16 protein-coding genes and 3 rRNA genes are annotated in these 25,157 nt (G+C 69.3%); 4 read left to right on the forward strand and 15 right to left on the reverse strand.

What is annotated here, in order from left to right; translation table 11 throughout:
• The first annotated feature begins 18 nt into the window (after positions 1–18).
• On the forward strand, positions 19–2,472 hold the full coding sequence (gene pepN, locus LN652_RS03255) for an aminopeptidase N (RefSeq protein WP_230443269.1): 2,454 nt from the start codon (positions 19–21) through the stop codon (positions 2,470–2,472).
• A gap of 150 nt (positions 2,473–2,622) precedes the next feature.
• Here the strand turns inward: pepN and LN652_RS03260 are convergent, their stop codons facing one another.
• Genes LN652_RS03260 through LN652_RS03295 form a run of 8 tightly spaced genes read right to left on the reverse strand, consistent with a single transcriptional unit; the run spans position 2,623 to position 11,237 of the window.
• A complete protein-coding gene (locus LN652_RS03260) occupies positions 2,623–4,317 on the reverse strand; it encodes a CTP synthase (protein WP_230443270.1) in 1,695 nt (564 codons plus the stop codon).
• Between the two features lie 11 nt (positions 4,318–4,328).
• Positions 4,329–5,222 carry a copper transporter gene (locus LN652_RS03265; protein WP_230443271.1) on the reverse strand — a complete coding sequence of 298 codons (894 nt, stop codon included), beginning with the start codon at positions 5,220–5,222 and terminating at the stop codon, positions 4,329–4,331.
• Positions 5,219–6,418 (reverse strand): putative cytokinetic ring protein SteA, encoded by a 1,200-nt coding sequence (steA, locus tag LN652_RS03270; protein ID WP_230443272.1) that lies wholly within the window; start codon positions 6,416–6,418, stop codon positions 5,219–5,221. The genes LN652_RS03265 and steA overlap by 4 nt, the downstream gene beginning before the upstream one ends.
• A 15-nt stretch (positions 6,419–6,433) precedes the next feature.
• Complete coding sequence (gene recN, locus LN652_RS03275) at positions 6,434–8,218, reverse strand: DNA repair protein RecN (RefSeq protein ID WP_230443273.1); 1,785 nt, start codon at positions 8,216–8,218, stop codon at positions 6,434–6,436.
• On the reverse strand, positions 8,211–9,167 hold the full coding sequence (locus LN652_RS03280; RefSeq protein WP_230443274.1) for an NAD kinase: 957 nt from the start codon (positions 9,165–9,167) through the stop codon (positions 8,211–8,213). Before LN652_RS03280 ends, recN begins: the two co-directional genes overlap by 8 nt.
• Positions 9,164–10,000, reverse strand: coding sequence for a TlyA family RNA methyltransferase (locus tag LN652_RS03285; protein WP_230443275.1), 837 nt, complete (start codon positions 9,998–10,000; stop codon positions 9,164–9,166). Before LN652_RS03285 ends, LN652_RS03280 begins: the two co-directional genes overlap by 4 nt.
• Positions 10,001–10,006: 6 nt before the next feature.
• A complete protein-coding gene (locus LN652_RS03290) occupies positions 10,007–10,207 on the reverse strand; it encodes a hypothetical protein (protein WP_230443276.1) in 201 nt (66 codons plus the stop codon).
• Between the two features lie 10 nt (positions 10,208–10,217).
• Positions 10,218–11,237: an HAD-IIA family hydrolase gene (locus LN652_RS03295; RefSeq protein WP_230443277.1), complete on the reverse strand. Its 1,020-nt coding sequence runs from the start codon at positions 11,235–11,237 to the stop codon at positions 10,218–10,220.
• Between the two features lie 48 nt (positions 11,238–11,285).
• Here LN652_RS03295 and LN652_RS03300 point away from each other — a divergent pair, with 48 nt between their 5' ends.
• Positions 11,286–12,404 (forward strand): DUF1015 family protein, encoded by a 1,119-nt coding sequence (locus LN652_RS03300; protein ID WP_230443278.1) that lies wholly within the window; start codon positions 11,286–11,288, stop codon positions 12,402–12,404.
• On the opposite strand, the gene LN652_RS22130 is transcribed toward LN652_RS03300, so the two are convergent.
• The 7 genes from LN652_RS22130 to LN652_RS03335 form a co-directional block, all read right to left on the reverse strand.
• Positions 12,379–12,660, reverse strand: a complete 282-nt coding sequence (locus LN652_RS22130) for a single-stranded DNA-binding protein (protein ID WP_230443279.1) — start codon at positions 12,658–12,660, stop codon at positions 12,379–12,381. The genes LN652_RS03300 and LN652_RS22130 overlap by 26 nt on opposite strands.
• Before the next feature lie 278 nt (positions 12,661–12,938).
• Positions 12,939–13,056 (reverse strand): 5S ribosomal RNA (gene rrf, locus LN652_RS03310).
• A 153-nt stretch (positions 13,057–13,209) separates the two neighbouring features.
• Positions 13,210–16,345, reverse strand: a 23S ribosomal RNA gene (locus LN652_RS03315).
• Between the two features lie 580 nt (positions 16,346–16,925).
• Positions 16,926–18,447, reverse strand: a 16S ribosomal RNA gene (locus LN652_RS03320).
• Together the 16S, 23S and 5S rRNA genes form the textbook arrangement of a ribosomal RNA operon.
• A 467-nt stretch (positions 18,448–18,914) precedes the next feature.
• A complete protein-coding gene (locus LN652_RS03325; protein WP_230443280.1) occupies positions 18,915–19,490 on the reverse strand; it encodes a DNA-3-methyladenine glycosylase in 576 nt (191 codons plus the stop codon).
• Positions 19,474–20,943, reverse strand: coding sequence for an argininosuccinate lyase (gene argH, locus LN652_RS03330; RefSeq protein ID WP_407941520.1), 1,470 nt, complete (start codon positions 20,941–20,943; stop codon positions 19,474–19,476). The genes LN652_RS03325 and argH overlap by 17 nt, the downstream gene beginning before the upstream one ends.
• A 13-nt stretch (positions 20,944–20,956) precedes the next feature.
• Positions 20,957–22,675 (reverse strand): glycerol-3-phosphate dehydrogenase/oxidase, encoded by a 1,719-nt coding sequence (locus LN652_RS03335; RefSeq protein ID WP_230443281.1) that lies wholly within the window; start codon positions 22,673–22,675, stop codon positions 20,957–20,959.
• Positions 22,676–22,877: 202 nt separating this feature from the next.
• Here LN652_RS03335 and LN652_RS03340 point away from each other — a divergent pair, with 202 nt between their 5' ends.
• Complete coding sequence (locus LN652_RS03340; RefSeq protein WP_230444673.1) at positions 22,878–23,564, forward strand: MIP/aquaporin family protein; 687 nt, start codon at positions 22,878–22,880, stop codon at positions 23,562–23,564.
• A 64-nt stretch (positions 23,565–23,628) separates the two neighbouring features.
• The gene (gene glpK, locus LN652_RS03345; RefSeq protein WP_230443282.1) at positions 23,629–25,146 is read left to right on the forward strand and encodes a glycerol kinase GlpK; all 1,518 of its coding nucleotides are present in this window, start codon (positions 23,629–23,631) and stop codon (positions 25,144–25,146) included.
• Positions 25,147–25,157: the final 11 nt, after the last annotated feature.

A 25,157-nucleotide genomic window follows, 5' to 3' on the forward strand; every position in this document is an offset into this window, starting at 1 on the left:
GTGAGTAGCGTCACCTTCATGACGTTGACGTTGTCGAGCCTGACCCAGGACGAAGCCGCCGCCCGCTCCGCGCTGCTGGAGGTGCAGCGCTACGACATCGCGGTCGACATGACCGGGCTGCTCGAGGGCGAGCTGTTCGCCTCGACGAGCACGATCACCTTCACCTGCTCCGAGCCGGGCGCCACCACCTTCGTCGACGTCGCGATGGACGTCGCGCGGGCGACGCTCAACGGCACCGACCTCGACGTCTCCACCTGCGCCGACGGACGCCTGCCGCTGCCGGGGCTGGCGGCCGACAACGTCCTGGTCGTCGAGGCCAGCACCACCAACACGTCCTCGGGCGAGGGCATCCTGCGCACCGTCGACCCGACCGACAAGCTGGTCTACGTCTGGACCAGCCTCGAGCCCGACGAGGCCCGCCGGGTCTGGGCGTGCTTCGACCAGCCCGACCTCAAGGCCCCCCACCGCTTCGTCGTGACCGCCCCGTCGTCGTGGCTCGTCACCTCCAACGGGGCGCCGGAGTCCGTGGTCGACGCCGACGGAGCCGACGCCCGCGTGTGGACCTACCCCGATACCCCGCGCCTGTCGACCTACGTCGTGGTGGTCAACGCCGGTCCGTTCCACGAGGTGCGCCGCCAGCACGACGGCCACGACCTCGGCTTCTACTGCCGCCAGTCGCTGGTGCCGGTCCTCGAGCGCGACCTCGACGAGCTCGTCACCCTCACCCGGCAGGGCCTGGCGTTCTTCGGCGAGCGGTTCGCCTTCCCGTTCCCGCAGGAGCGCTACGACCAGGTCTTCGTGCCCAACCTCGGCGGCGCGATGGAGAACTGGGGCTGCGTGACCTACGGCGACGGCCAGCTGTTCCGCACTCCCCCGACCCACGCGCAGCGCGGCGTGCGAGCGGAGTTCATCTTCCACGAGATGGCCCACATGTGGTTCGGCGACCTCGTGACCATGCAGTGGTGGGACGACCTGTGGCTCAACGAGGCCTTCGCCTCGTGGGCGGCCAACTGGGGCATGGCCGGGGCGAGCGAGTTCACCGACCAGTGGGCCACGTTCCTCGCCGCCGGCAAGCGGACCGCCTACGAGATGGACATGAGCCCCGCCCGCCACGCGATCCGTGGCGACGTGGCGGACGTGTCGTCGGCGATGTCGAACTTCGACGCGATCACCTACGTCAAGGGCCAGAGCGTGCTCCACCAGCTCGTCGCCTACATCGGCGAGGACGCGTTCGTGGAGGGCCTGCGCGACTACTTCGCCCGCTACGCCTTCACCAACACCCGCCTCGACGACCTGATGGAGTGCTACTCCCGCGCCTCCGGCCGCGACCTGTCCGCGTGGACGAAGGCCTGGCTCGACGAGGCCGGCACCGACGTCATCTCGCTGGAGGGCGACGCGCTCGTCGTGCAGACCCCCGACGACCAGGAGCCGCGGCCGCACCGCCTCGACGTCGCGGTCTTCGACGCCACCGACGACGGCCTCGCCCCCGTCGGGCGCACCTCGGTCGAGATCAGCGGCACCTCCACCCCCGTGGACCTGCCCGCCGGCGACCTGCGCCTGCTCAACGCCGGCGACCTCACCTTCGCCGCCGTCAAGCCCGACGCCGCGTCCCTCCGACTGATGCTGGAGCGGGTCCACCAGCTCGACGACCCGCTGGACCGGTCCCTCGTCGCGGCCACCGCCGGCCAGCTCCTGCTGCTCGGTGACGTGCCCCCGCGCGACGTCGCGGCGGCGCTCTCCCGGGCGCTGGCGAGCGAGACCAGCCCCGCGCTCATCGAGCCGTTCCTCGCCCAGGCGCTGCTGGTCGCCGACCGCTGGGCGCCCGCCGCCGAGTCACCCGACCTGCTGCGCGGCCTCGCCGACGCGGTCCTCGCCCTCGTCGACGTCCCCGACGCCCGCCAGGCTGCGCTGCGCACCCTCGCCGCGTCCGCCTCGACCGACGAGCACTGGGCGGTCCTCGACCGGGCCGTCGAGCAGGCGAGCGACCTCGACCTGGCCTGGCGCTGCGCCGTGCGGCGCTCCGAGCTCGGCGACCTCGACGAGGACCTGGTGGCGCGGCTGCTCGAGAGCGACCCCGACCCCGACGCCGGCATGCGCCGGCTCGCCGTGCTGGCGGCCCACCCCACGCTCGAGGCCAAGGAGGAGGTCTGGAAGGCGTTCTTCGTCGACTACGCCGTCCCGGCCAGCCGCGAGACGCTGGTGCTCGGGTCGACGTTCTGGCGCCCCGGCCAGGCCGACCTCCTCGCCCCGTTCACCCACCGGTACCTCGAGGAGCTGCACACGCTCAAGGGCGGTCTGCTCAACCAGGGCCTCACCATCCGCGCGATGTTCCCGCTCGGCGCCGGCGACGAGGCGTTCCTCGCCGCCGCGGAGGCCGCGGCCGACGACACCACGCTGATGGCCTACGCCCGCAACCAGCTGCGCTCGAACGCGTTCGTGCTCGGCCGGATCCTCGCCGCCCGCCGCCTCTGACCGGGCACTTCCTCGCGCTGGAACGCGCCGACCGGGCACTTCCTCGCGCAGTTTCAGCGATCCCCGGCTGACCGGGGATCGCTGAACATGTCAGGCCGTGCACGGCCTGACATGTTCAGGAAGAGCCTGACAAGTCCGCCCAGTCGAGCGTCAGGAATCCGCCGCGTCGTCCTTGCGGCGCAGCCCTGACTCGTCGAGCGGGAACCGCTCCGAGCGCTGCCTCTCGATCGCCGCGCCGACCAGCCCGGCGAACAGCGGGTGCGGGCGCGTCGGCCGCGAGCGCAGCTCGGGGTGCGCCTGGGTCGCGACGTAGTACGGGTGCACGTCGGCCGGCAGCTCGACGAACTCGACGAGGCCGAGCTCGGGGTTGATGCCGGAGAAGACCAGCCCGGCCTCCGCGAGGGTCTCGCGGTAGGCGTCGTTGAACTCGTAGCGGTGGCGGTGCCGCTCCTCGACCGTGCCGGAGCCGTACGCGGCGCGCACCACGCTGCCGTCGGCGAGCTCGGCCCGCTGCAGCCCCAGGCGCATGGTGCCGCCGAGGTCGCCGGCACCCTCGACGTACTTCTTCTGCTCCTCGATCGTGGAGATGACCGGCTCGACCGTGTCCGGGTCGAACTCGGTCGACCCGGCCTTCTCGAGCCCGGCGACGTTGCGGGCGTACTCGATGACCATGCACTGCAGGCCCAGGCACAGCCCGAGGGTCGGGATGCCGTGGGTACGGGTGTAGCGCAGCGCGCCGAGCTTGCCCTCGATGCCGCGCACCCCGAACCCGCCGGGGACCAGGACGGCGTCGACGTCGCCGAGCTGCTTGGCGGCACCCGCCTCGGTGTCGCAGGTGTCGGAGGCGACCCAGCGGATGTTGACCTTGGCCTCGTGCGCGAAGCCGCCGGCGCGCAGGGCCTCGCTGACGGAGAGGTACGCGTCGGGCAGGTCGATGTACTTGCCGACCAGCGCGACCGTCACCTCCTCCGACGGGTGGTGCACCCGGCGCAGCAGGTCGTCCCACGTGGTCCAGTCGACGTCGCGGAACGGCAGGTCGAGACGGCGTACGACGTAGGCGTCGAGGCCCTCGCGGTGCAGCACCTTCGGGATGTCGTAGATCGAGGGCGCATCGGCGGCAGTGACGACGGCGTCGTCGTCGACGTCGCACATCAGCGCGATCTTGCGCTTGATGCCCTCGGGCAGCTCGCGGTCGGCGCGGCAGACGATCGCGTCGGGCTGGATGCCGATCGAGCGCAGCGCGGCCACCGAGTGCTGGGTCGGCTTCGTCTTCAGCTCGCCGGACGGACCGATGTAGGGCACCAGCGAGACGTGGATGAAGAAGCAGTTGTCCCGCCCGATCTCGTGGCGGGTCTGCCGGGCGGCCTCGAGGAACGGGAGCGACTCGATGTCGCCGACGGTGCCGCCGACCTCGGTGATGACCACGTCGATGTCCGGCCCGCCCATCGCGAGGATCCGGTCCTTGATCTCGTTGGTGATGTGCGGGATCACCTGGACGGTGTCACCGAGGTAGTCGCCGCGGCGCTCCTTGGCGATCACCGACGAGTAGACCTGCCCGGTGGTGACGTTGGCGATCTGGTTGAGGTCGGTGTCGAGGAACCGCTCGTAGTGACCGATGTCGAGGTCGGTCTCCGCCCCGTCGTTGGTCACGAAGACCTCACCGTGCTGGAACGGGTTCATCGTGCCCGGGTCCACGTTGAGGTACGGGTCGAGCTTCTGCATCGTCACGCGGAGACCGCGCGACTTCAGCAGGTTGCCCAGGCTGGAGGCGGTGAGCCCCTTGCCGAGCGAGGAGGCGACGCCTCCGGTGACGAATACGTGCTTGGTCGGCGTCGGGCTCTTCACGGGCTTCGATCCTACCCGAGAGGAAGGGCGCCGTCCGCACCCGACGCACCGAACGCGCCGCCGGGTGCGCTCAACGAGCGCTGGAGTGTGAGAAGTGTCGCCAGTCGGCCCGCCGGGGTGTCGATGCCGTCGACGGTCGCGACCGCGGTCGCGGCCGGGTCGGCGCGCAGCCGCCCGAGCTGGCCGGCGCCGCCGTCGGCGGTGGTCCCGGCGACCACGACACCGACGGCCTGGGCCGCGAGGCCCTCCACGAGGCCGGCGAGCACGGCGTCGGACCCGTCGTCGCGCGCGTCGGGTCCGAGGACGAGGAGCACGAGCGGCGCGCGCTGCGTTACGTCGCCGGGGTCGCCCAGCAGCCCCGCACCGGTGACCGCGTCGACGACGGCGCGCGACTTCCCGCTGACCTCGTCGCCCTCCGGCGTCTTCGTGGCCACGGCGAGCCCGAGGAGCTGGCCCATCCGGTCGTAGGTCGATGCCTCGGCCGGGACCGCGTCCTTCACCTGCTGGGTGAGCAGCTGGCTGCCGAGGGTGTCGACGAGCGACTTCTGGCCCGGGTCGACCAGCTCGTCGGTCAGCGTGTAGCGCCCGCTCACCGATCCCCCCGCGGCGGCGATGCCGTCCGAGAGCGCGCCCACGAGCCGCTCGTCGGCGCCCGGCACCGTCACCACGGCGACCGACCGCTCGGCGAGCCGCCCGGAGACGTAGGAGGGCGCCAGGGCCTCCAGCGACGCCGCGTCGTAGGCCGCTCCGGCCTGGTCCGCCGACCCGGCCGCCGGCTCGTCCTGGCCGGTGCTCGCGACGGAGGCGCCGACGTCGGACAACGGTCCGCCGCCGAGCACGATGCCCGCGGCGAGCGCCAGGAAGACGGCGACGATGGTCAGGACGTGGTGGCGCAGGGTGATCACGGGAGCATTCCTCGTACGTCGTCGAGCAGGTCGGAGGTGGTCCGGGAGACCACGGGGGTGGCGTCGTCGACCCACTGCTGGCCGACGGGGGTCACGCTGATGGCCGCGGCGACCGCGAGCACGCCGGCGACCACCGCGCCCAGGAGGTGGCGCGGGCGCACCGCGCCGTCGTAGAGGCGCGGGATCGCGGCCGCGTCGACGAGGTCGGGCCCGAGCTTGAGGCGGGTCAGGAAGGTGCTGGCGAGGCCCGTGCGGCGCCGGTCGAGGAACTCGTCCAGGGTGGCGTGCATGCCGACACCGACGACGAGCGCGGGCTCACGGGCGGCGGCGAGGAGCAGCGCCGCGTCCTCGGTGGTGGCTGAGGTCTCGAAGCGCAGCGGGCGGATGCCCATCCGCTCGAAGTTCTCGGTCACGCTGCGCGGGGCGTCGCGCTCCACCAGCACGACGACGTCGCGCGCCTTGCGCAGCACCCCGCCGCTGGGCAGGTCGTCGGTGCCGCCGGTGACCACGACGACGTCGGGGCGGTGCCCGGCGCTGGCCAGCGCGTCCGCGCCGTGGTCGACGCCGATGAGCACCGGTCGCTGCTCGCGCACGAAGGCCTTGATCCCGCGCAGCTCCGCCTCCCAGCCGTGGGAGCGCACGACGACCACGACCGGCCGCCCGGCCATCGACGTCTGCGTGCGGGGCACGCCGTGGCCGTGGAGCAGCAGGTCCTGCTCGCGCCGGAGGAACTCGGTGCTGTTGTGGGTGAAGCTCTCGAGCTGGGCAGCGAGACCGCTGCGCGCAGCCGTCATCTCGCTGCGCACCAGCTCGGGGGTCAGCTCGCGAGCGGTGGCGACGAGGGTGTCCCCGGCGTGCACCACGCCCGCGTGGATCCGGACGCCGGCACCGTCCTTGAGCCGGTCGAAGACCTCCGTGCCCGCGTTGTCGACGACCACCACCCCCGCCTCGACGAGGAGCTGCGGGCCGAGGTTGGCGTAGCGGCCGGAGATCATCGGTCCGGCGTTGACCACGCCCACGACTCCCGCGTCGACCAGCGCCTGCGCGGTCTCGCGGTCGAGGTCGAGGTGGTCGAGGACGGCTACGTCACCGGGACCGAGCCGACCGAGGAGTGCGGCGGTGCGTCGGTGGAGCCTGGCGGTGCCGTGCACGCCGGGCGGGGCGGGGGCTTGACGGGTGCGGACTGCGAACTTCATGACCGCGCCATGGTGTCAGCCGCGGGCCTGCCCTTCCGGGAGGCACGCCCGCTCGGGCGCGGCGGCGTCGAGGAGCTCGCGGGCGTGGGCCCGGGCGCTGTCGGAGTCCTCGACCCCGGCCAGCATCCGCGACAGCTCGCGCTCGCGCTCGGCCTCGTCGAGGGTGACCAGGCCCGAGGTGGTCACCGAGCCGTCGCTCGACTTGTGGACGACGACGTGGCGGTCGGCGTACGCCGCCACCTGGGGCAGGTGGGTCACCACGAGGACCTGCGAGGAGCGGGCGAGGGCGGCGAGCCGCCTCCCGATCTCGATCGCGGCGCGGCCGCCGACGCCCGCGTCCACCTCGTCGAACACGAAGGTCGGCACCGAGCCGGTCTCGGCCAGCGACACCTCCAGCGCCAGCATCACGCGCGAGAGCTCGCCGCCCGACGCCCCCTTGTGCAGGGGCCGCGGGTCGGCCCCGGTGTTCGCCGCGAGCAGGAGCTCCACCTCGTCGACCCCGTGCGCGGTCCCCCGCAGCCACCGGCCGTCCACGAGGAGCTGGGGTCCGGCGGGAGTCGCGGGGACCGGCAGCTCCGCCTGCGTCACCGCGATCGACACGGTCGCGTGCGGCATGGCCAGCGAGGTCAGCTCGTCGCTGACCGCCTTCCCGAGCTTCTTCGCCGCGGCCACCCGCTGCTTGGTGAGCTTGGCGGCGAGGGTGCCCAGCTCCGCGCGGATCCGGTCCCGGCGCGCCTCGAGCTCGGTGATCTGTCCGTCGGTGTCCTCGAGGTCGAGGAGCCGCTTGGCACCGTCCTCGGCCCACGCCAGCACCTCGTCGATGCTCTCGCCGTACTTCCGCGTCAGCGCGCTGAGGGCCGCACGCCGCTCCGAGACCGCGGCCAGGCGGGCCGGGTCGACGTCCAGGCTCGAGGCGTACGACGCCACGTCCCCGGCGACGTCGACGAGCAGGTGACCGAGCTCGGCGAGTCGGTCGGCGAGCTCGCCGGCCGTCGCGTCGTGCTCGCGCACCCCCTCCAGCGCCTGGCGCGCGACACTCGTCGTGCCGAGCGCGTCAGGAGCGCCGTCCTCGCTCGAGAGCGCCTCGCGTGCAGTCTCTGCGGCCGTGCGCAGGGTGTCGGCGAAGCCCAGCCGGGTCTCCTCGGCCGCCAGCTCGGCGTCCTCCCCCGGGCGCGGGTCGACCGCCTCCACCTCGCCCAGGCCGAAGCGCAGCTGGTCGGCCTCACGGGCGCGCTCGCGCGCCGAGCCCACGACCTCGACGAGGGTGCGCTCGGTCCGGGCGAGCTGGGCCCAGAGGTCCGCGTAGGCCGCCGCGGTGGCCGCGAGGGCGGGCCCGCCGAACCGGTCGAGCGCGGCGCGCTGGGCCCCGGCCCTGAGCAGCCGGTGCTGGTCGGATTGGCCGTGCACCGCCACCAGCGGCTCGGCGACCTCGGCCAGGGTGGTGACGGGCACGGACGCACCGCCCACCCAGGCGCGCGAGCGGCCCTGGGCGGCGACGTTGCGCGCGAGCACGACCTGCTCGTCCTCGACCTCTCCCCCGGTGTCCTCGACGGCGTCGCGGAACGACCCGAGCGTGGCCGACGGGTCGGCGAGCGACACCACGCCCTCGACGCGCGCCTGCTTCGCCCCCGAGCGCACCGCGCCGCTGTCGGCGCGGCCGCCCAGCAGCAGACCGAGGGCGGTGACGACCATGGTCTTGCCCGCACCCGTCTCACCGGTGATGACGGTCAGGCCGGGTCCGAGCTCGAGGGTCGAGGAGTCGATCACCCCGAGCTGGCTGATCCGGATCTCCTCAAGCATCGTGGTCGCTCCCGTCCCGGCGTCGGCGCTCGCGCTCGGCGGCGCCGCGCCAGCCCTCGACCGGCAGGTCGAACTTCGCGACCAGTCGGTCCGTGAAGGGCGCGCGGTGCAGCCGGACCAGGCGCACCGGGCGCTCGCCGCGCCGTACCTCGATGCGGGCGCCCGGCTGCAGGTCGACCGTCCGGCGACCGTCGCACCACAGCACGCCGGGGCTCGCCGTGGTCGAGAGCACCTCGACCGCCAGCACCGACGTCGGGGCGACCACCATCGGCCGGGCGAAGAGCGCGTGGGCGCTGAGCGGGACCATCAGCAGGGCCTCGACCTCCGGCCACACCACCGGTCCGCCTGCGCTGAAGTTGTAGGCGGTGGAGCCGGTCGGGGTCGCGCAGACCACGCCGTCGCAACCCCACCGTGACAGCGGCCGGCCGTCGACCTCGACGACCACCTCGAGCATCCGCTCGCGCGACGCCTTCTCCACCGACGCCTCGTTGAGGGCGAAGGTCGAGGCGACGACCTCCTTGCCCTGCAGGACGCGCACGTCGAGGGTCAGCCGGTCCTCGGCGGTGTAGGCGCGGTTCACGATGGCCGCGATGGTGGACTCGACGTCCTCCTGCTCGGCCTCGGCGAGGAACCCCACGTGACCGAGGTTGACCCCCAGCAGCGGCGTGCTGGTCTCGCGGGTCAGCTCGGCGGCGCGCAGGATGGTGCCGTCGCCTCCGATCACGAGCGCGAGCTCGCACCCCTCACCGGGGACGTCACGCGCCGTGGTCGTCTCGAGGAGACCGTCGTCCGGAGCCAGGCCCAGGTCGGCGGCCTCGTCCTCCAGCAGCCGGACGGCGAGGCCGTGCGCGTTGAGGGCACCCACGCACGCACGGGCGACGTCACGCACCTCGGCGCGGCCGGTGTGGGCGAGCACGAGGACCCGGCGGCCGGGGCTGGCTGTCGTCACGGGTCCACCCTCTCACCCGCCACCCCCAACGACGCCGCGCGCTCCACCTCGGCGCGGACGTCGTCGGCGCCGATCTCGGCGGGCCGCCGCAGCAGCAGGAAGAACTCCACGTTCCCCGACGGACCCGGCAGCGGGCTCACCGTCACCGCCACCGCTCCCCAGCCGCGCGCGGCAGCGAGGTCGGCGATCGAGGTGACCGCCTCGGCGCGCAGGGCGAGGTCGCGCACCACCCCGCCCTTGCCGACGCGGTCCTTGCCCACCTCGAACTGCGGCTTCACCATCAGGGCCAGCGCGCCGTCGTCCCGAGTCACCGACAGGAGCGGGTCGAGCACCAGGGCGAGGGAGATGAAGGACAGGTCACCGACCACCAGGTCGACGGGCTCGCCGACGATCTCGGGGGTCAGCTCGCGGATGTTCGTGCGGTCGTGGACGACCACCCGCTCGTCGCTCTGCAGCGACCAGGCCAGCTGGCCGTAGCCGACGTCGACCGCGACGACCTCACGGGCACCGGCACGCAGCAGGACGTCGGTGAAGCCACCCGTGGAGGCGCCCGCGTCGAGGCAGCGCGCGCCCTCCACGTCGAGCCCGTACGCCGCGAACGCCCTGAGCGCACCGGCGAGCTTGTGCCCGCCGCGCGACACGTAGTCGACCCGGTCGGGGTCGTCGCGGACCACGATCGCGACGTCGGTGGTGACACCCGTGGCGGCCTTGGTCGCCACGGCTCCGGACACGGTCACGCGACCGGAGGCGACGAGGTCGCTGGCGTGCTCGCGGGAGCGGGCGAGCCCACGGCGGACCAGCTCCTGGTCCAGGCGGAGTCGACGTGGCGGCACGGTCGGTCAGGCACCTCGCTGGTCGGCTGCAGGTGCCGCGTCGAGGGCACGCCGCAGGCGCTCGTGGGCGGCCTCGAAGACCGCGACGTGCTCGGCCACCGGGCGGTCCGCCAGTCCGTCGACCTCGGCCAGGACCCGGTCGACGGCGTCCACGCCGGTGGGCTCGACGTCGGGCGGCGCCGGTGCGTCCACGACTCCCTCGTCCATGGCGGCGAGCCTACTCGTCGCCGGAGGGCCGGGCGGGGCCGGGAGGTGTCGTGTCGGAGACGTCCGCGGGCGTCCCGACCCGGTCCATGTGGAGCCAGCAGGCCGTCGCTGCGACCCGCCACCAGTCGGCGTCGTCGCCCGACCCCGTCACAGCGAGGCGCCCGTCCTCCACCGTGGCCGACCAGCCCCCGAGCTCGGCACGCCCGCCGTCCGTGGTGGGCACCGGGTGCGGTTCGAAGAGTCCGGACAGGGTGGGCGAGACGTAGGTCGGGCGGAGGTCGGGTCCGGCCGACGCGAGGTCCTCGAGCCCGCTGACCCCGGTCAGCACGAGCAGCGACGGCACGCCGACGGCGTGGGCGCCCTCGATGTCGGTGTCGAGCCGGTCCCCCACCATCAGCGGCCGCTCGCCGCCGACGCGGCGGACGGTCTCGTCCATCAGCGGACGGGCCGGCTTGCCGGCCACCGTGGGCGTCACCCCGGAGAACCGTGCGATCGTGTCGACGAGCACGCCGTGCCCGGGGGCGAGGCCGTAGGCGGTCGGGATGGTCATGTCCCTGTTGCTCGCGACGTAGGGAAGTCCGTCGCGCACCAGGGTGGCGACCCGCATGATCTCGCGCCAGCGGACGTCCGGGCCGTAGCCGCTGGCGACGGCGGCGGCGCCGTCGGGCTCGGCGACCGGCGCGAGCCCCGCCTCCTCGAGCGCGGTCCACAGGCCCTCACCGCCGAGGGCCAGGACCCGTGCGCCCGCTCCGTGCTCCTCGGCGAGCAGGTGCGCCGCAGCCTGGGCGGAGGTGACCACGTCGGACGGCTCCGCCCGGACCCCCACGCCCGCCAGCTTCTCGGCGACCTGTGCGGGCGTGCGGGAGGCGTTGTTGGTGACGAACGCGACGTGCACGTCGGCCGCGCGGACCGCGTCGATCCGGTCCGCGACGCCGTCGATCGCGTCGTTGCCGACGTAGACCACGCCGTCCAGGTCGAACATGACCAGGTCGTGGCCCGCCAGGACCGGTTCCACGGACTCCTCGAGCATGCTCCACCCCTCTCAGGACTGTGACCGTCGTCCCCCTACGATGCTCCGATGGACGTCGCCGCGATCGTGCCCCCCTACGTCGCGAAGCCGTTCCAGCTCCAGCCGTTCACGGCCGTGATGCTCGCGCCCGGACGTGTGGGGGACCCGGCCTCGGCCCGCGCCCTCGCGCGACCCTACCGCGACGTCGCGAGCCGCCTGACCAGCTGGATCGACCAGGGTCGCGCCACGGCCGACGACGCACCGGCGCTCTACCTGCACGAGTACACGGTCGAGGGCCTCACCGTCCGCGGACTGGTCGGGGCGTTGGACGTCTCGCGGCGCGCCGCGGACGCGATCGACCGCGCCGTGTGGCCGCACGAGGCGATCCACCCCGACCAGGCGGGTGAGCTCGCCGACCGGATGCTGCAGATGGCGCTCAACCCGGCCCCCATCCTGCTCGTGCACCACGGCTCCGCCGACCTCCGCGAGGTCCTGACCGTCGTCGCGGACGGCGACCCGGACTGGACCTACCTGGATCGCACCGGTCAGCGTCAGCGGATCTGGGCCGTCCGGGACCCCTCGCTGCTCGAGCGACTCGACGAGCTCCTCGGCCGGACCACGTGCCTGATCGCGGACGGCCACCACCGATACGCGGCCTACCTCAGGCTCCAGCAGGAACACCCCGGCACGGACTGGGACGCCGGGCTCGCGATGCTCGTCGACCAGGACGACACGCCCCTCTTCCTCGGGGCGATCCACCGCACCCTGGCCGGAACGTCGCTCGGCGAGCTGGCCGATGCCGCCGACGGTGCCGGTGCGGAGGTCCGGCACGGCACCCGGTCGGAGGCGCTCGCCGTGCTCGACAGCACGCACCTCGCCCTGACCGACGGCTACACGTGGGTCACCGTCGCCCCCCAGGGACTCGAGCACCGGGCCGCCGTCGCGTGGCTCCACGAGGACGTCCTGCCGCGCCTGCCCCGGCCGCCGGTCCGGGTCGACCACCACCACAGCGTGGAGGAGGCCCTCGCGGTCGCCGGTCCGGGACGACCGGCCATCTTGCTGCCGAGTCCCGACTTCGAACAGGTCAAGGACCTCGTGGAAGCCGGCGGGCTCCTGCCCGAGAAGGCGACCTCGTTCCAGCCGAAGCCGAGCCTCGGGGTGCTCATGCGACCCGTGAACGGCGGATGACCCGCGCGCCGGTCACCTCGACCTCCACGCGCGACTGAGTCACCCCGCCGGCACGGAAGAACCGGCAGCGCATCGCTCCCGTGACCTCGACGAGGTCCCCCGGCCGCCAGTTCAGCACGCTCCGTCGGGCGCGCCCACCCCACACCGCACACGGCACCGAGTCCGCACCGGGGGCGCCGCTCGTCGTGCGGCCCAGGGCCCGCGGTCCTCTCGGAACCGACACACGCACCGTGACCACCTCGTCACCGCTGGGCATCGTGCGCACCGCCGGCGGCCCCGTGACCGTCCCGACGAGCCGCGCTTCGTTGACCAGGTCGACCTGGTCCGTGATCCGTGTGTGCTCCACAGCTCCACCTCCTGCACCCACCCTCGTCGGCGGCACCGACGTCCAGCTGCCGGCGACGCCCGACCCTGTGGATACCGGTGTCCGAATGGCGCCTGTGGACACCCAAGGGCGCACTGCGCGCGTTGCTGGTGGGGGGAAATGCAGAAGTGGGGCCACCCGTGACGGGTGGCCCCACTTCTTGAATGTTTGTCCGGCGGCGTCCTACTCTCCCACAACCTCTCGGTTGCAGTACCATCGGCGCTGAAAGGCTTAACTTCCGGGTTCGGTATGGGACCGGGTGTTTCCCGTTTCGCTATGGCCGCCGTAACTCTTTCAACTCAACTCGTCCTGACCTTCACCCCTGCTCCGCACGTGTGTGCATGTGGGGGGTGTGTCTGGGTGTGTTGGTTGGGAACTGCCTAGTGGACGCGAACATGTGTGTTCGTTGTTTTTGCGCGTGTGTGTGGTCTTGTACGTGGTTGGGACAAGCCCTCGGCCTATTAGTACCGGTCGGCTGGGCATTACTGCTGTACACCTCCGGCCTATCAACCCCATGTTCTGTGGGGGGCCTTACCCCATTATTGGGTGGGAAACCTCATCTTGAAACGTGCTTCCCGCTTAGATGCATTCAGCGGTTATCACTTCCGAACGTAGCCAACCAGCCGTGCTCTTGGCAGAACAACTGGCACACCAGAGGTTCGTCCATCCCGGTCCTCTCGTACTAGGGACAGCCTTTCTCAAGTTTCCTGCGCGCGCGGCGGATAGGGACCGAACTGTCTCACGACGTTCTAAACCCAGCTCGCGTGCCGCTTTAATGGGCGAACAGCCCAACCCTTGGGACCTACTCCAGCCCCAGGATGCGACGAGCCGACATCGAGGTGCCAAACCATCCCGTCGATATGGACTCTTGGGGAAGATCAGCCTGTTATCCCCGGGGTACCTTTTATCCGTTGAGTGACCACGCTTCCACATGCCGTGGCCAGATCACTAGTTCCGACTTTCGTCCCTGCTCGACATGTCTGTCTCACAGTCAAGCTCCCTTGTGCACTTACACTCGCCACCTGATTGCCAACCAGGCTGAGGGAACCTTTGAGCGCCTCCGTTACATTTTAGGAGGCAACCGCCCCAGTTAAACTACCCATCAGGCACTGTCCCTGATCCGGATAACGGACCTAGGTTAGACATCTAGTACGACCAGAGTGGTATTTCAACGTTGACTCCACCCCCACTGGCGTGAGGGCTTCACAGTCTCCCACCTATCCTACACAAGCCGTACCAAACACCAATACCAAACTATAGTAAAGGTCCCGGGGTCTTTCCGTCCTGCCGCGCGTAACGAGCATCTTTACTCGTAGTGCAATTTCGCCGAGTCCATGGTTGAGACAGTGGGAAAGTCGTTACTCCATTCGTGCAGGTCGGAACTTACCCGACAAGGAATTTCGCTACCTTAGGATGGTTATAGTTACCACCGCCGTTTACTGGGGCTTAAATTCTCAGCTTCGGCCTTGCGGCCTAACCGGTCCTCTTAACCTTCCAGCACCGGGCAGGAGTCAGTCCGTATACATCGTCTTACAACTTCGCACGGACCTGTGTTTTTAGTAAACAGTCGCTTTCCCCTGGTCTCTGCGGCCATCACCGCTTCCCCCAGCAAGTGGGTTCACGGATCCGGCCCCCCTTCTCCCGAAGTTACGGGGGCATTTTGCCGAGTTCCTTAACCATGGTTGTCTCGATCGCCTTAGTATTCTCTACTTGATCACCTGAGTCGGTTTGGGGTACGGGCGGCTCGTTTCTCGCTAGAGGTTTTTCTCGACAGCATAGGATCACCCACTTCACCAAAAGTGGCTCCGCGTCACGTCTCAGACTCCACACCCAAGTGGATCTGGCGGATTTGCCTACCAGACGTCCTACACGCTTGCCCACAGACAACCATCGCTGTGGCTGGGCTACCTTCCTGCGTCACCCCATCGCTTGACTACTACCAGCTCGGGTCCCACGCTCCACACCACGGCCTCGCCCCGAAGGGTCCGGTCCACGATGCTTCGGGTGGTTAGCATCACCAGGTTCGTCATGGGCGAAACTTCGCCGGTACGGGAATATCAACCCGTTGTCCATCGACTACGCCTGTCGGCCTCGCCTTAGGTCCCGACTTACCCAGGGCAGATTAGCTTGACCCTGGAACCCTTGATCATTCGGCGCACGGGTTTCTCACCCGTGATTCGCTACTCATGCCTGCATTCTCACTCGTGTGGCCTCCACACCTGGATCACTCCGGCGCTTCACTGCCCACACGACGCTCCCCTACCCATCCAGCGCACTGAACACCGATCGAGTCGATGCTGATGTATTCGCTGAATGCCATAGCTTCGGCGGATGACTTGAGCCCCGCTACATTGTCGGCGCGGAATCACTTGACCAGTGAGCTATTACGCACTCTTTCAAGGGTGGCTGCTTCCAAGCCAACCTCCTGGTTGTCAATGCGACTCCACATCCTTTTCCACTTAGTCACCGCTTAGGGGCCTTAGCTGATGGTCTGGGCTGTTTCCCTCTCGACTACGGAGCTTATCCCCCGCAGTCTCACTGCTGCGCTCTCACTTACCGGCATTCGGAGTTTGGCTAACGTCAGTAACCTTGTAGGGCCCATCGGCTATCCAGTGCTCTACCTCCGGCAAGAAACACGCAACGCTGCACCTAAATGCATTTCGGGGAGAACCAGCTATCACGAAGTTTGATTGGCCTTTCACCCCTATCCACAGGTCATCCCCTCAGTTTTCAACCTAAGTGGGTTCGGTCCTCCACGTCGTCTTACCGACGCTTCAACCTGCCCATGGATAGATCACTTCGCTTCGGGTCTTGAGCGCGCTACTGAATCGCCCTATTCGGACTCGCTTTCGCTACGGCTTCCCCACACGGGTTAACCTCGCAACACACCGCAAACTCGCAGGCTCATTCTTCAAAAGGCACGCCGTCACCCCGACCAACAAGTTGGCACAAGGCTCCGACGGATTGTAGGCACACGGTTTCAGGTACTATTTCACTCCCCGCCAGGGGTACTTTTCACCTTTCCCTCACGGTACTTGTCCGCTATCGGTCATCAAGGAGTATTTAGGCTTAACGGGTGGTCCCGCCAGATTCACACGGAATTTCAGGGGTTCCGTGTTACTTGGGAACACGCTCCAGAGCCAGCGCTTTACGTCTACGGGCCTATCACCCTCTACGGTACGGCTTTCCAACCGACTTCGACTTCCACACTGGTTTCTTACTCTGCACTGAGCCGGCAGACTCAATCGAGCGGTCCCACAACCCCCCAGATGCAACCCCTGCCGGGTATCACACACCTGAGGTTTAGCCTCATCCGATTTCGCTCGCCACTACTCTCGGAATCACTGTTGTTTTCTCTTCCTGTCGGTACTGAGATGTTTCACTTCCCGACGTTCCCTCCACACACCCTATGTGTTCAGGTGCAGGTAACACGACATGACTCGTGCTGGGTTTCCCCATTCGGACACCCCCGGATCACAGCTTGGTTGCCAACTCCCCAGGGCTTATCGCAGGCTCCAACGTCCTTCATCGGCTCTTGATGCCAAGGCATCCACCATGTGCCCTTCATAGCTTGTCTCAACAACGTCAAGACAACACACATGAACAACACCACCGACACACCCCAATCAAAGATGCGCCGGCAACGCCAGCCAGTCCCCTCAAGACAAGGAAGAACCAGCCAGCAAAAAACACTATTCACAACCAGCCACCAACACCCACCCCACCCAACACGCACACACATGCGTACATGCGCACATACGGGGGGAACAGGCACGGCACCGGCTGCAAAAGATGCTCGCGTCCACTATGCAGATCTCAAACAACAACCCCACCAACCCCCACCCACACCCCACGGGCACAGACAGGTAGCAGGAGGACCAGAAGACACCAACCAGGACCACCCACACGGGCAACCCCATCCAGAAGGCCCGAAGACCCCCACGGCTGATCCTTCAGGACCCAACAGTGTGTCCAACCACCACCCCACCCAACGGCAGGCCTGATGCCCACAACCCCACCCACCCAGCCCCCCGAAGAGGACCAGACAGACAAGCTGTGACAGTCGACGATTCCACTAGTGAGACACCACCATGCGCCACCAGACCTCACTGGACCTTGTGGCCAGCTAGCTGATGATCGGGGTGTGTGCTCCTTAGAAAGGAGGTGATCCAGCCGCACCTTCCGGTACGGCTACCTTGTTACGACTTCGTCCCAATCGCCAGCCCCACCTTCGACGGCTCCCTCCACAAGGGTTGGGCCACCGGCTTCGGGTGTTGCCGACTTTCGTGACGTGACGGGCGGTGTGTACAAGGCCCGGGAACGTATTCACCGCAGCGTTGCTGATCTGCGATTACTAGCGACTCCGACTTCATGGGGTCGAGTTGCAGACCCCAATCCGAACTGAGACCGGCTTTTTGGGATTCGCTCCCCCTCACGGGATCGCAGCCCTTTGTACCGGCCATTGTAGCATGCGTGAAGCCCTGGACATAAGGGGCATGATGACTTGACGTCATCCCCACCTTCCTCCGAGTTGACCCCGGCAGTCTCCTATGAGTCCCCACCACCCCGAAGGGCGTGCTGGCAACATAGAACGAGGGTTGCGCTCGTTGCGGGACTTAACCCAACATCTCACGACACGAGCTGACGACAGCCATGCACCACCTGTACACCCCCAAAAGAAGCCCCATCTCTGGAGCGGCAGGGTGTATGTCAAACCCAGGTAAGGTTCTTCGCGTTGCATCGAATTAATCCGCATGCTCCGCCGCTTGTGCGGGCCCCCGTCAATTCCTTTGAGTTTTAGCCTTGCGGCCGTACTCCCCAGGCGGGGCGCTTAATGCGTTAGCTGCGGCACGGAATCCGTGGAATGGACCCCACACCTAGCGCCCAACGTTTACGGTGTGGACTACCAGGGTATCTAATCCTGTTCGCTCCCCACACTTTCGCTCCTCAGCGTCAGGATATTCCCAGAGAACCGCCTTCGCCACCGGTGTTCCTCCTGATATCTGCGCATTTCACCGCTACACCAGGAATTCCGTTCTCCCCTGAATACCTCTAGTCTGCCCGTATCGAAAGCAAGCGCCGTGTTAAGCACGGCGTTTTCACTCCCGACGCGACAAACCGCCTACGAGCCCTTTACGCCCAATAATTCCGGACAACGCTCGCACCCTACGTATTACCGCGGCTGCTGGCACGTAGTTGGCCGGTGCTTCTTCTGTACCTACCGTCACTTGCGCTTCGTCGGTACTGAAAGAGGTTTACAACCCGAAGGCCGTCATCCCTCACGCGGCGTTGCTGGATCAGGCTTCCGCCCATTGTCCAATATTCCCCACTGCTGCCTCCCGTAGGAGTCTGGGCCGTGTCTCAGTCCCAGTGTGACCGGTCACCCTCTCAGGCCGGCTACCCGTCGAAGCCATGGTGAGCCATTACCTCACCATCAAGCTGATAGGCCGCGAGCACATCCCTGGCCGAAAAACTTTCCACCATCACCCATGCAGGCAATAGTCATATCCGGTATTAATCACCGTTTCCGGTGGCTATCCCGAAGCCAGGGGCAGATTACTCACGTGTTACTCACCCGTTCGCCGCTCGAGTACCCCCGAAAGGGCCTTTCCGCTCGACTTGCATGTGTTAAGCACGCCGCCAGCGTTCGTCCTGAGCCAGGATCAAACTCTCCATCGAAAACCATCAACCCCCACCACCCACCCCACCCCAACAAAAAAAGGAGCAGGAACAGACAGCAGAAGCGACTATCAATAAGAGCCACATCCCCTGACCGAACAAAACTGACTGTTGTCAGAATCATCGTCAAAGAAACCGCGACACCACCACCCACCAAAAGGCAGACCATGATGCCAACGGGGCAAAACAAACTAATTCGTCGACTAATCAAACACACTGTTGAGTTCTCAAGAATCAGACGCATCCACATCGCGGTCCGCGAGGAACCTCGGTCGCGTGGAGCAACTGGACCTTCACACGCTCGGTGGTGTCACCGTGACCGATGACCACTTCGAGCGGATCGCCTCGGGGCCGGGAGCCCGGCCTGACCGGCCTTGCTCCCCGCCGCTCCCTGGCGACAGAGAAAACATTAGACCCATCCCCGCGGGTGTGCCAAACCGGGGGTGCCCTTTGCGCATAACCGCAGGTCAGCGGCCTGTGCGTGGGCGTGGTGCCGCGGGACGGTAGGCGCTCACGGTCGGGTCACCCTCGATCCAGAACCGCCACGGACGGTCCGCGGCGTGCCGCAGGCCGACCCTGGGACCGGTCGCCACCCGGATCGCGCCGGGTGGGCCCTGCTCCCCCGCGAGGTCGGCGATCGCGCCGTCGCTGGTCAGATCGATGTCCAGGGCACGGCACAGGCGCGCGGGCCCCCGGGCCAGGTCGCGGTCGCTGCTGCCCGGTCGGCGTGCGCGTGCGGAGGGAAGGCCGTCCACCACCTCGCCGGCGCGGAGCAGGACGGCGCCGGGATCGCCCTCGGGGCCGGTCACCAGGTTGACGCAGTGGTGCATGCCGTAGACGAAGTACACGTAGAGCCGTCCGGCCGGGCCGAACATGGTCGCGTTGCGCGCCGTCTGGCCGCGGAAGGCGTGGGAGCCCGGGTCGTCCGGACCGCGGTAGGCCTCCACCTCGGTCAGGCGTACCGAGACGCCCGCGTGGGTGAGCACCGCTCCCAGCAGCCGGGGAGCGACGTCGAGGGGGTCCCCCTCAGCCCAGCCGGCCACGGTGCGTCGCGCTCGCGTCGCGGACGGCGTCGAGCTGCTCGCGCACGCGGACCGGTGCGGTGCCGCCCCGGCCGGAGCGCGAGGCGACGGACCCCTCGACGGTCAGGACGGTGCGGACCTCGGGGGTCAGCGCCGGCGAGATCGAGGCGAGCTGGTCGTCGTCGAGCTCGGGGAGGTCGCACCCGAGCTCCTCGCACCGGCGTACGCACGCGCCCGCGAGCTCGTGGGCGTCGCGGAACGGCACCCCCTGCCGGACGAGCCACTCGGCCACGTCGGTCGCCAGCGAGAACCCCTGCGGGGCGAGCTCGGCCATCCGGTCGGCGTCGAAGGACAGGGTCGCGACCATCCCGGTCACCGCGGGCAGCAGCACCTCGAGGGTGGTCACCGAGTCGAAGACCGGCTCCTTGTCCTCCTGCAGGTCGCGGTTGTAGGCCAGCGGCAGGCCCTTGAGCGTGGCCAGCAGGCCGGTCAGGTTGCCGATCAGCCGCCCGGACTTGCCGCGCGCGAGCTCGGCGATGTCGGGGTTCTTCTTCTGCGGCATGATGCTCGACCCGGTCGACCACGAGTCGTGGAGCGTGGCGAAGCCGAACTCCCGCGTGGTCCAGAGGATGACCTCCTCGGCGAGCCTCGAGACGTCGACGCCGACCTGCGCGGTGACGAAGGCGAACTCGGCGGCGAAGTCGCGCGACGCGGTGCCGTCGATCGAGTTGGCCGAGGACCCGGAGAACCCCAGCTCGGCCGCGACGGCCTCGGGGTCGAGCCCGAGGGTCTGGCCGGCGAGGGCGCCGGAGCCGTAGGGCGAGTCGGCCGCGACGCGTGCGTCCCAGTCGCGCAGCCGCTCCACGTCGCGCAGCAGCGGCCACGCGTGGGCGAGCAGGTGGTGCGACAGCAGCACGGGCTGCGCGTGCTGGAGGTGCGTACGTCCGGGCATCACGCTCTCCCGCCCCGGCGTGAGGTGGTCGGCGGCCTGGCCGGCGAGCACGTCGACCAGGTCGAGCAGCAGGGCGGACACGGTCCGGGCATGGTCGCGCAGGTAGGCGCGGAAGAGCGTCGCGACCTGGTCGTTGCGGGAGCGACCCGCGCGCAGCCGTCCGCCGACCTCGGGTCCGACCTCCTCCAGCAGCAGACGCTCGAGGGCGCCGTGCACGTCCTCGTCGGACGGGTCGGGCCGCAGGTCGCCGGCGGCGTAGCGCTCCCCCAGCACCCCCAGCCCGCGCAGCAGCTCGGCGTGGTCCGCGTCGGTGAGCAGCCCGGCCCGGTGCAGCGCGTTGGCGTGGGCGCGGGAGCCGGCGAGGTCGTAGGGGGTGAGCTGCCAGTCGAAGTGGGTGGAGCGCGACAGGGCCTGCAGCTCGGGCGACGGTCCGCTCGCGAAGCGCCCGCCCCACAGGCTCCCACGGTGCGTGGCACCGTCCGGTGCCTGGGCGGACGCGGTCGTCTCCTGCGGCTCGGTCACGACGCCAAGGATGTCAGTCGAGGGCGCGACCGACCGCACGGGCCCGGATGTCGGGCGCCGCGAGGCGCTCGGCGTTGGCCGCCAGGTCGTCGGGCTCGACCTGCGACTCCCGCTCCGCGGCCACGCGGGCGCGGTAGGCAGCCACCTCGTCCGCGACGCGCTCGTCGTCCCACCCGAGGATCGGGGCGACCAGGCGGGCCGCGTCGTCGGCGCACGCCACGCCGCGGTCGTGGGCCTCGATCGAGATGCGGGTGCGGCGCGCGAGCAGGTCGTCGAGGTGCAGGGCGCCCTCGTGGGTGGCGGCGTAGACGAGCTCGACCTTGAGGTACTCCTCCGCCCCGGGGAGCGGCTCCAGCAGCGAGGCGTCGCCGTCGGCGAGCTCGAGGACCTCGTCGAGGAGCGAGCCGTAGCGCTCGAGCAGGTGGGTGATCCGCCAGGTGGGCAGGTGCCGCTCACGGGCCAGCCGGTCGGTCTGGTTGGACAGCGCCTGGTAGCCCTGGGCGCCCACGAGGGGGATCTGGTCGGTGACGCAGGCCCCGACGCCCGAGGGCAGGTCGACGAGCGCGGCGTCGACCGCGTCGGCGGCCATCACCCGGTAGGTCGTGTACTTCCCGCCCGCGATCGAGATCAGGCCCGGCTGCGGTCGCGCCACGGCGTGCTCGCGCGACAGGCTCGAGGTGGCCTCGCTCTCCCCGCTCAGCAGCGGACGCAGGCCGGCGTAGACGCCCTCGATGTCGTCGTGGGTGAGCGGCTTGGCCAGCACGGTGTTGACGTGGTCGAGGATGTAGTCGATGTCCGCGCGGCTGGCCGCCGGGTGGGCGCGGTCGAGCTCCCAGTCGGTGTCGGTGGTCCCGACGATCCAGTGGGTGCCCCACGGGATCACGAACAGCACGGACTTCTCGGTGCGCAGGATCATGCCGGTCTCGGAGTTGATCCGGTCGCGCGGGACCACGATGTGCACGCCCTTCGAGGCGCGGACGTTGAAGCGTCCGCGGCCGCCGGCGAGCGTCTGGATCTCGTCGGTCCAGACGCCGGCGCAGTTGATGACCACGCGCGACGACAGCGTCTGCTCCTCCCCCGTCTCGACGTCGGTGACGGTGGCGCCGACGATCCGCTCGCCGGCGCGGGTCAGGCCGGTGACCTTGACCGAGGGCAGGACGGTGGCGCCGTAGGACGCCGCGGTGCGGGCCAGCATCATCGTGTGGCGGGCGTCGTCGGCCTGGGCGTCGTAGTAGAGCAGCCCGCCGGCGAGGGCGTCGCGGCGCAGCCCGGGCGCGAGCCTGAGCGCGCCGGTGCGGGTCAGCTGGCGGTGCCGCGGGAGCGATCGGGCGCCGCCCATGGTGTCGTAGAGGGTCAGGCCTGCGGTGACGTAGGGGCGCTCCCAGACGCGGTGCTGGAGCGGGTAGAGGAACGAGACCGGGCGGACCAGGTGCGGCGCGATCCGGGTCAGCATCAGCTCGCGCTCGCGCAGCGCCTCCCGCACGAGCGAGAAGTTCATCTGCTCGAGGTAGCGCAGTCCGCCGTGGAAGAGCTTCGAGCTGCGCGACGACGTGCCGGAGGCCAGGTCGCGCTGCTCGACGAGGACGACGCGCAGCCCGCGGGTGGCCGCGTCGAGGGCGACGCCGGCGCCGGTGACCCCACCACCGATGACCAGGACGTCGATGTCGGCGTCGGCGAGCGAGCGCCAGCCGGCGGCACGCTCCTCGGGGCCGAGACGAGAGGATCGGGGCATTCCGGGCACCTCCGGGAGACGTGTGCATGGGGTCGGTCCCACCCTACTCAGCCGGCCAGAACCGCCTCCGGGCGTCTCGGCCGGGCGTGGGCGCTGTGCAAGGATGCCGGGACCCAGCGCCTGTGGCTCACGTCACGTTCTCGGGCGTCCGACCCTCGACGAGAGGCAACGCGTGATCAGCGACATCTTCCTCCCCGAGCTGATGGGGACCGCGATCCTCATCCTGCTCGGCTGCGGCGTGGTGGCCAACGTGCTGCTGCCCAGGACCGGCGGCAACGCCGGCGGCACCCTGATGATCAACTTCGGGTGGGGCCTCGCCGTCTACTCCGGCGTCTACGTCGCCTACAAGTCCGGGGCCCACCTCAACCCGGCGGTCACCTTCGGGATCGTCGCGGGCGGCGACTCCGGTCTGTCGGTCGGCGACGTGCTGACCTACCTCGCCGGCCAGATGGTCGGCGCGATGATCGGCGCGACGCTCGCGTGGGCGGCGTACAAGAAGCACTTCGACGACCCGGAGGCCGACCAGGGCTCCAAGCTCGGTGTCTTCAGCACCATGCCGACCATCCGATCGAACGGCTGGAACGTCGTCACCGAGGTGATCGGCACGTTCGTGCTGGTCTTCGTGATCCTGTCGTTCGGGCGCACGCCCACCGAGGTCGGTCCGCTCGCCGTCGCCCTGCTCGTCGTGGCGATCGGCGCCAGCCTGGGCGGCCCCACCGGCTACGCGATCAACCCGGCCCGCGACCTGGGTCCGCGCATCGTCCACGCACTGCTGCCGATCCCCGACAAGGGCAGCAGCGGCTGGGACTACGCCTGGGTGCCCGTCGTCGCACCCCTGATCGGCGGTGTCCTCGGCGGTCTGGCCGCCAACGCCGTCGGCTTCGTCTGAGCCACCCCGACCCACCGTCCGCCCGTCCAGCACCCACCCACACGGAACCCACACGGAGGCACCGATGCCCACGACCTACGTCCTGTCCATCGACCAGGGCACCACCAGCACCCGCGCCATGATCTTCGACCACTCCGGCTCGGTCGTGGCGGTCGACCAGGTCGAGCACGAGCAGATCTTCCCGCGCGCCGGGTGGGTCGAGCACGACCCGATCGAGATCTGGGAGAACACCCGCAAGGTCATCGGTGGCGCGCTGGCCAAGGCCAACCTGAACAGCAAGAACATCGCCGCGGTCGGCATCACCAACCAGCGCGAGACCGCGGTCGTGTGGGACAAGAACACCGGCCAGCCGGTCTACAACGCCATCGTCTGGCAGGACACCCGCACCCAGAAGATCGTCGACGCGCTGGCCGGCGACGAGGGCGTCGAGCGCTACAAGGCGATCTGCGGCCTGCCGCTGGCGACGTACTTCTCGGGTCCGAAGGTGACGTGGATCCTCGACAACGTCGACGGTGCCCGGGAGAAGGCGGAGGCCGGCGACCTGATCTTCGGCAACACCGACACGTGGGTGCTGTGGAACCTCACCGGCGGTGCCGAGAACGACGGCGTCCACGTCACCGACGTGACCAACGCCAGCCGCACCATGCTGATGCGCCTCGAGGACCAGACCTGGGACGAGTCGATCGCCTCCGACATGGGCATCCCGATGTCGATGCTCCCGGAGATCAAGTCGTCGTCGGAGGTCTACGGCGAGTGCAAGCCGGGCGTCCTCAACGGCACGCCGATCGCCGGCATCCTCGGCGACCAGCAGGCGGCGACGTTCGGCCAGGCGTGCCTGGAGAAGGGCACCGCCAAGAACACCTACGGCACCGGCAACTTCATGCTGCTCAACACCGGCACCGAGCAGGTCCCGAGCGAGAACGGGCTGCTGACCACGGTCTGCTACAAGATCGGCGAGAAGGAGACGGTCTACGCCCTCGAGGGGTCGATCGCGGTCACCGGGTCGCTGGTCCAGTGGATCCGCGACAACCTCGGGATGATCGGCTCCGCGGCCGAGATCGAGGAGCTGGCGATGAAGGTCGAGGACAACGGCGGCGCCTACTTCGTGCCGGCGTTCTCCGGCCTCTTCGCACCGCACTGGCGCCCGGACGCCCGCGGCGCGCTGGTCGGCCTGACCCGCTTCGTGAACCGCAACCACATCGCCCGCGCGGTGCTGGAGTCCACCGCGTTCCAGACCCGCGAGGTGCTGGACGCGATGAACGCCGACTCGGGCGTCCCCCTCACCGAGCTGCGCGTCGACGGCGGCATGGTCGTCAACGAGACGCTCATGCAGTTCCAGGCCGACATCCTCGGCGTCGACGTCGTCCGTCCCAAGGTCGCCGAGACGACGGCGCTCGGGGCGGCGTACGCCGCGGGCCTGGCGGTGGGCTACTGGGAGAACGAGGACGACATCCGCGACAACTGGGGCGAGGACAAGCGCTGGAGCCCGCAGATGCCGGAGGAGGAGCGCGAGCGCCTCTACCGCAACTGGAAGAAGGCGGTCACCAAGACCCTCGACTGGGTGGACGACGACGTGGAGTGAGGCTCCCGCAC

The sequence above is a fragment of the Nocardioides okcheonensis genome (assembly GCF_020991065.1).
Taxonomy (GTDB): Bacteria; Actinomycetota; Actinomycetes; order Propionibacteriales; family Nocardioidaceae; genus Nocardioides; species Nocardioides okcheonensis.